General features: G+C 60.5%; 7 protein-coding genes. All 7 read left to right on the top strand.

The features are described 5' to 3' along the window. Positions 1-726: virulence RhuM family protein (locus tag M1617_07280; GenBank protein ID MCL5888071.1), on the top strand; the 726-nt coding region annotated here is incomplete at its 5' end. After that, the gene (locus tag M1617_07275) at positions 723-3,737 is read left to right on the top strand and encodes a DEAD/DEAH box helicase family protein (protein MCL5888070.1); all 3,015 of its coding nucleotides are present in this window, start codon (positions 723-725) and stop codon (positions 3,735-3,737) included. The genes M1617_07280 and M1617_07275, both read left to right, overlap by 4 nt. After that, the gene (locus M1617_07270; GenBank protein MCL5888069.1) at positions 3,737-4,441 is read left to right on the top strand and encodes an HNH endonuclease; all 705 of its coding nucleotides are present in this window, start codon (positions 3,737-3,739) and stop codon (positions 4,439-4,441) included. The genes M1617_07275 and M1617_07270 overlap by 1 nt, the downstream gene beginning before the upstream one ends. Positions 4,442-4,608: 167 nt before the next feature. Further along, entirely contained in the window at positions 4,609-4,839 is a 231-nt protein-coding gene (locus tag M1617_07265; protein ID MCL5888068.1) for a CopG family transcriptional regulator, read from the top strand. A gap of 132 nt (positions 4,840-4,971) precedes the next feature. Beyond that, positions 4,972-5,640 (top strand): hypothetical protein, encoded by a 669-nt coding sequence (locus M1617_07260; protein ID MCL5888067.1) that lies wholly within the window; start codon positions 4,972-4,974, stop codon positions 5,638-5,640. A 47-nt stretch (positions 5,641-5,687) separates the two neighbouring features. Beyond that, positions 5,688-5,996 (top strand): hypothetical protein, encoded by a 309-nt coding sequence (locus M1617_07255; protein ID MCL5888066.1) that lies wholly within the window; start codon positions 5,688-5,690, stop codon positions 5,994-5,996. A 299-nt stretch (positions 5,997-6,295) separates the two neighbouring features. Then, a complete protein-coding gene (locus M1617_07250) occupies positions 6,296-6,796 on the top strand; it encodes a helix-turn-helix domain-containing protein (GenBank protein MCL5888065.1) in 501 nt (166 codons plus the stop codon). The last annotated feature ends 264 nt before the right edge of the window (positions 6,797-7,060 follow it).

The following is a 7,060-nucleotide window of genomic DNA, read 5'->3' as shown; positions in this document are numbered from 1 at the left end:
CGCTCGCTGCGCGGGGCGCAGTTCCGCCGCTGGGCCACGGAGCGCCTGCGCGAATACCTCGTCAAGGGCTTCACCCTGGACGACGAGCGCCTGAAGAACCCGGATTCCGGAGTGTATTTCGAGCAGTTGCTGGAGCGCATCCGCGACATCCGCTCTTCGGAGAAGGTGTTCTGGCGCAAAGTGCTGGACATCTATGCGACCAGCATCGACTACGACCCTTCGGCGGAATCGTCGCAACAGCTATTCGCGGCCATCCAGAACAAGATGCATTGGGCCACCCACGGCCACACAGCTGCTGAAGTGATCGTGCAGCGGGCCGACGCCAGCCAACCCAACATGGGGCTCACCAGCTTCGGCGGTTCGCATCCGCGTCGCTCGGAAGTCGTCATCGCCAAGAACTACCTCAGCGCCGAAGAGCTCGATACGCTCAATCGGATCGTCGTGGCGTATCTGGAATTCGCGGAGCTGCAGGCACGCGGCCGACGCACCATGAGCATGCAGGATTGGATTCGCAAGCTCGATGATTTCCTGAGACTGGGCGAGCACGAGGTGCTGACGCACGCAGGCCAGGTATCCGCAGAGGTCGCGCGGCTCAAAGCCGAGGCCGAATACGACGACTACCAGCGACAGCTCGATGCCTTGCCATCACCCATCGAGCGCGACATGACCGCGGCGCTTGAGGCGGCAGCGAAGAAGCTGCCTGACCCGCAGGGCAAGCGGCCATGAAGCTCCACTTCGAGCCCGACCTCGACTATCAGCTCCAGGCGATCAAGGCCGTCTGCGACCTGTTCCGCGGGCAGGAGATCGGCCGCACGGATTTCACGGTCACCAAGGCCGCCCTCGGCGCGACGCCGGATATGTACGACACGGGCCTGGGCATCGGCAATCGCCTCACGCTGCTCGACGACGAGCTGCTGCGAAACCTTGGCGACATCCAGATGCGCCACGGTCTGCCTCCTTCGGCGACGCTTGCCTCGGGTGACTTCACCGTCGAGATGGAGACCGGCACCGGCAAGACCTACGTCTACCTGCGCACGATCTTCGAGCTGAACAAGCTCTACGGTTTCACCAAGTTCGTCATCGTGGTGCCGTCGGTGGCGATCAAGGAGGGCGTGTACAAGTCGCTCCAGATCACCGAGGAGCATTTCAGGGGGCTGTACGCCGGCGCGCCTTTCGATTACTTCCTCTACGACTCGGCCAAGCTCGGCCAGGTGCGCAACTTCGCCACCAGCGCCAACATCCAGATCATGGTGGTCACGGTCGGGGCCATCAACAAGAAGGACGTCAACAACCTCTACAAGGACAGCGAGAAGACCGGCGGCGAGAAACCCATCGACCTGATCCGGGCGACCAGCCCCATCGTCATCGTGGACGAACCGCAGAGCGTCGACGGCGGTCTCCAGGGCCAGGGCAAGGCGGCGCTCGACGCGATGAATCCGCTTTGCACGCTGCGCTACTCGGCGACCCATGTGGACAAGCACCACATGGTCTACCGGCTGGATGCGGTGGATGCGTACGAGAAGCGGCTGGTCAAGCAGATCGAGGTTGCCTCGGCAACGGTTGAGGACGCTCACAACAAGCCCTACGTCCGCCTGGTCTCGGTGAGTAACCGGCGCGGCTCGATAAGCGCGCGCGTCGAGCTGGATGTGGGGACCAAGGGTGGCGGGGTGCGCAGGCAGGAAGTCACCGTGCAAGACGGCGATGACCTGGAGCAGACGACCGACCGGGCCGTCTATGCCGACTGCCGGATCGGCGAGATCCGCGTGGCCAAGGGCGACGAGTACCTGGAGCTGCGCGTGCCCGGCGGCGAGCGATATCTGCGGCCGGGGCAGGCCTTCGGCGATGTGGACGCGCTGGCGGTGCAGCGCGAGATGATCCGGCGCACGATCCGCGAGCACCTCGACAAGGAGCTGCGGCTGGGTCCGCAGGGCATCAAGGTCCTGTCGCTCTTCTTCATCGACACGGTGGCGAAGTACCGGTCCTATGACGCCGATGGCAACCCGGTCAAGGGCGAGTACGCGCGCATCTTCGAGGATGAGTACCGCCGCGCCGCGAATCTGCCCGATTACAGCACGCTGTTCGAGGACGTGGATCTCACCCACGCCGCCGAGGCGGTGCACAACGGCTACTTCTCGATCGACAAGAAGGGTGGCTGGACCGACACTTCGGAGAACAACCAGGCCAACCGCGATAACGCCGAGCGCGCCTACAACCTGATCATGAAGGACAAGGAGAAGCTGCTCGGCTTCGAGACGCCGCTGAAGTTCATCTTCTCCCACTCGGCACTCAAGGAAGGTTGGGACAACCCCAACGTCTTCCAGATATGCACACTGCGCGACATCCAGACCGAGCGCGAGCGTCGCCAGACCATCGGCCGGGGCTTGCGCCTGTGCGTCAACCAGCAGGGCGAACGCATCCGCGGGTTCGAGGTCAACACGCTCACCGTGGTCGCGATGGAGAGCTACGAGCAATTCGCCGAGAACCTGCAAAAGGAGATCGAGCAGGACACCGGCATCCGCTTCGGCGTCGTGGAGCCGCATCAGTTCGCGGGCGTCGCCGTCACGCAGCCGGATGGCAGCACCGCGCCGCTGGGCGTGCAGCAGTCCGAGGCGCTGTGGGAGCACCTCAAGGCGGCAGGCCACATCGACGCCAGGGGCAGGGTGCAGGATTCGCTCAGGCAGGCACTGAAGGATGGCACGCTGGTGGTGCCGGAGTCCTTCTCGGCAGAGGTCGACCAGATCGCGGGCATCCTGCGGAAGCTGGCTGGGCGGCTGGAGATCAAGAACGCGGATGAACGCCGACAGGTGCGCACTCGGCAGGCGGTGCTCCACGGCCCCGAGTTCAAGGCGCTGTGGGACCGCATCAAGCACAAGACCACCTATCGGGTGCAGTTCGACAACGAGAAGCTGATCGAGAGCTGCATCGAGGCGGTGCGGCGCGCGCCCGCGATCCCGAAGACGCGCCTGCAGTGGCGCAAGGCCGACATCGCCATCGGGAAGTCGGGAGTGGAGGCGACGGAGCGAGAAGGGTCCGCGACGGTCGTGCTCGACGAGAGCGACATCGTGCTGCCCGACCTGCTCACGAACCTGCAGGAACTCACGCACCTCACGCGGCGCAGCATCCAGCGGATCCTGGCCGGGAGCGGTCGGCTCGACGACTTCAAGCGCAACCCGCAGATGTTCATCGAGCTTTCAGCCGAGGCCATAAACCGCTGCAAGCGGCTCGCCGTGGTGGACGGCATCAAGTACCAGCGGTTGGGCGACGGGGAATACTACGCCCAGGAGCTCTTCGAGCAGGAGGAGCTGACCGGCTACCTCAAGAACCTGCTGGACTCCACCAAGGGCGTGTACGAGCAGGTGGTCTACGACTCGCAGGTCGAGCGCACCTTCGGCGATGGCCTCGAGAAGAACACCGCCATCAAGGTGTACGCCAAACTGCCGGGCTGGTTCAAGGTTCCCACTCCGCTAGGCAGCTACAACCCGGATTGGGCGGTCCTGGTGGAAGAGAGCGGTGAGGATCGCGTCTACTTCGTGGTGGAAACGAAGGGCAGTCTGTTCGCCGACGAGTTCCGTGACGCCGAGAAGGCCAAGATCGAGTGCGGAAAGGCGCACTTCAAGGCGCTGGAGGTCAGGGAGCATCCCGCGGAATACATCGTGGCGCATGAGGTTGAGGATTTGTTGGCGCAATATGCCGCCGGTGGAGAGGCGATAGCCTCGCTGGAGGAGGGACACGAATAATGCCTACTGATTATCCAAGTTGGGTCCATGGCTCAACACCGCATACCCACCGCGATGCAGTGCCAACTCGAACCCGAGCGGTCGTGGATGTTCCGGCCATCCGTGTATCCGGTGCTACATACCGTGGCTCTCGTCCAATCACCGGAGTATTCGAACTGGTCAGTACCAAGCCACAATTAGTCGTCGGCGAAGAGCGCTTCGAAGTTTACTGTGCTTGGTTCGGAGTCAAACCGCCCACCAAGTATCCGCGGCTGGACGTTCGTCTAGGCACATACGAATTACTGCCCAGCTACACCGGGGTCGTCATTGACAACCTGTCGAACGGCCCTGCCGTCATGCTGGAAGAAGTTGAGGCTACGGACGTTCAGCTACCAGAAGAATTGAGCCCGATAGGCTTGGTTGAAGGTGCAGTCCGCACTATCACAGTCAACGCCTACGAGCGTAATTCGGAGGCGCGCCGCCGGTGCATTGCGGCTCATGGGACCAAGTGCAGTATCTGCAACTTCAGCTTCGGCGAACGATATGGTGCTGAGGCTGAAGGGTACATCCATGTGCATCACTTGGTCCCGCTAGCAGAGATCGGTGGCGAGTATGAAGTCGATCCAGTCAAAGACCTGCGGCCAGTTTGCGCCAACTGTCACGCCGTATTGCATCTTGGAAGACGGTGTCGGGAAATCGAGGAAGTCAAGCGACTGCTGCGCTAAATGGAGAGGTTGCGGGAATCCATCGTGGTATAGTTTCTATACCGTTTGGCCTATATCTCGGAGGGCGCAGTGTTGTTCGAGTTTGACGAATCCAAGAGTCACGTATCGCAACGACATGATTCGCCTCGTATCGGTGCGGCGATCACGGCAGAAAGAGGTGGCTCTGTATGAAGGCGATTGAGTTCGACAAGAAGTTCGACGAGGGCACCGAGGACATCATCGAGGACCTCGATCTCAAGAGTAAGCGTCGTCCTTTGCTCGAAGCCCGGCGAGTCAATGTGGACTTCCCTGCGTGGATGGTCGATTCGCTCGATCGCGAGGCCAAGCGTCTTGGAGTCACGCGGCAGTCGGTAATCAAGATGTGGATCGCCGAACGCCTTGAGCGCAAGGCATCCTAGTCAGCGTTGACTGCCTAGGAGACCATCCAGCCCGCCGAAGGTCCGACCAGTGTGCTAAACTGAAGCAACCAGGACACGTAGGGGCGCGGCTGGTATAGCACCAGTCGGCAGGGCATGACTGGAGGGGTTGTTGTGAAACGATTGAGAGACGGCGGAGGACCTAGTCGACTGAGGCGGCTGTTTTTGGCCGGGGGAATCAGCTTGATGCTCGTACTGACGACGTGGATTCTGATGATCTACTTCGATTCCGATTTTTCCAGGATGCTCGCGTTCATATTCGTCCAATTCCCGGCCATGCTGGTCGCCAATGTTCTCGCCCTAGTCGATGTTGGTAGCGCTTGGGCGATAGCCGATGGGCTGAGCTTCGTAGTGGCTTGGATGATATGGACCGGCATCACCTACGCCATTCTCGCCAGACTGTACGACCCAGCTCAGGTCGCCGATAGGCCTCGGCGCACTGCCGGAAGGACATTCTCCTTGCCAGAAAGCTACAAGGAGTGGATCAGACCCAGGCGGTTCTTGCTTGCGGTTCTCTTGAGTACGGCTTTCATCACGTCGACGATATTGCTGGCGTTTAGTTGGGAGTCGAACTTCACTGGGCTACTCCTGTTCATCTTCCTTCAGTTCCCCCTCCTTCTTGCCGACGCGGCATTGGGTAGTGGGGCGAGCGCCTGGGTGTTAGGTCTGGCACTCGCGTGGGTGACATGGACCGGTGTCATCTATGGGGTTCTATGGTTCATCGGTGACCCGCGGGGCCGTTCGGCGGCCGAACTTACAGGCGTGAACGGCGCAGCGACTTGATCCAATGGGCGTGGACCAAGGCGTTGTGGAGAGGGAAGGAGCCGACAATGATCAAGAGGCTTGCTTTTAGCCTCGCCATCGGCCTGCTGGTGGTGGCGGCTGCCTGGGGTGTGTCCTTGTCCGGCATTTCGGGCGGCCCGCTTAGCATATTCGTATTCAACGTATTCTTCCCAGCAATGATCATTTTAGCGGCCATGGCACCCACGGCAGCGAGCATTTCGCTCGTATTCGTCACAGGCTGGGCATTATGGTCTTCGCTGGTCTTTGCTCTCTGGTCTCTTGTCGCACTCATCGTACGCCTGCTTCGCCAAACGAGATCGGCATCGCACACCAAATGTCAGACCCGGTCGCCATAATGACGGTACGCTAGATCCCGGGGACGAAGGATCGAGCGACAACATCGTTGCAGGGCGGGGGACTGGATCAAGGGGGATTGAATTTCCGCTACCTTCAGTGGTAACATTATGCCAAAGGTGAAGCGATGCGGATACGTGTTTTTGGCGTGGAAAAGCGATCACTCACCTCTTCACGTGCATGTTTACAAGAACGGCGCACTGGTGGTGAAGTGGGATTTGGAAAACTCACGAGCGATGGTCGGCTCGGCCAGTCGGCGGCTCCGGGACTTGATCGAATCGCTGGAGAAGGAGGGTCTGTTGTGAAAATAGAGCATGTCAAAGCAAACAATCACAAACGGGCCTTCGAGGTGACGCTGAGCAAAGGTAACTTCCCGATCCCGTACTCCGAGTTGGATCCCGTTCCAAGTAAGAACGATCCCGTGGTAACGGTCTATGCGGACGAAGACTTCGGTCGTGAGGCATTCACATACCTCTTGAAATCCGGCTCAGAGGGGTCAGTTCACGTGGATGCGGTTCTCGAGTACAACGAAGACCCTGCATACATGCGTGACCTACTGCTTTACAGACTGACCGTCGCGGCGCAAGAGTGCATGAAGGCGAGCCCTCTGTCGCAAAGAGAAATCACCCGGCGGGCGAGGACCTCTCCCGCCCAGGTCCAAAGGCTCCTGGATGTGAACAACCGATCCAAGTCGGTCGACAAACTGGTCGTCCTGTTGGGGGCGATGGATTGTGAAGTCGAGGTTACAGTCCGGCCCACGAGGCCCCGCTCCACAGGGTGTGGACCCAAATTGTCTGCTTAGCTGCAGCGCAACCTTCAGTTTACGTAGATCCTCATGAGCGTGCTCACTCGCCATTACCCCGCTGGCAAGTGATCGCCGATATAGGTAGACTCGATATCGAAGAGCGGAGGGCGGGCTAGCTCGCAGTTCGTCCCCTCGGCATTCGACGACACAACGAGACATCGAGACTACTAGGAGATCAGACTTGGCGGCAACACATCCAACATCGCAGATCATGCGCGGCAACACCGAGCCGACCCCGATCGTCGTGGCGCCGGGAGACGG

It is taken from the genome of Actinomycetota bacterium, from assembly GCA_023488435.1.
Classification (GTDB): Bacteria; Actinomycetota; Coriobacteriia; order Anaerosomatales; family UBA912; genus UBA912.
Note: the sequence above shows the minus strand (reverse complement) of the source record. Positions and strands in the feature narration are given on the sequence as shown.

Excerpts from the sequence above, each read along its gene's own strand:
- M1617_07275 (MCL5888070.1), top strand. The coding sequence starts at position 723 with ATGAAGCTCCACTTCGAGCCCGACCTCGACTATCAGCTCCAGGCGATC.
- M1617_07270 (MCL5888069.1), top strand. The coding sequence starts at position 3,737 with ATGCCTACTGATTATCCAAGTTGGGTCCATGGCTCAACACCGCATACC.
- M1617_07265 (MCL5888068.1), top strand. The coding sequence starts at position 4,609 with ATGAAGGCGATTGAGTTCGACAAGAAGTTCGACGAGGGCACCGAGGAC.
- M1617_07255 (MCL5888066.1), top strand. The coding sequence starts at position 5,688 with ATGATCAAGAGGCTTGCTTTTAGCCTCGCCATCGGCCTGCTGGTGGTG.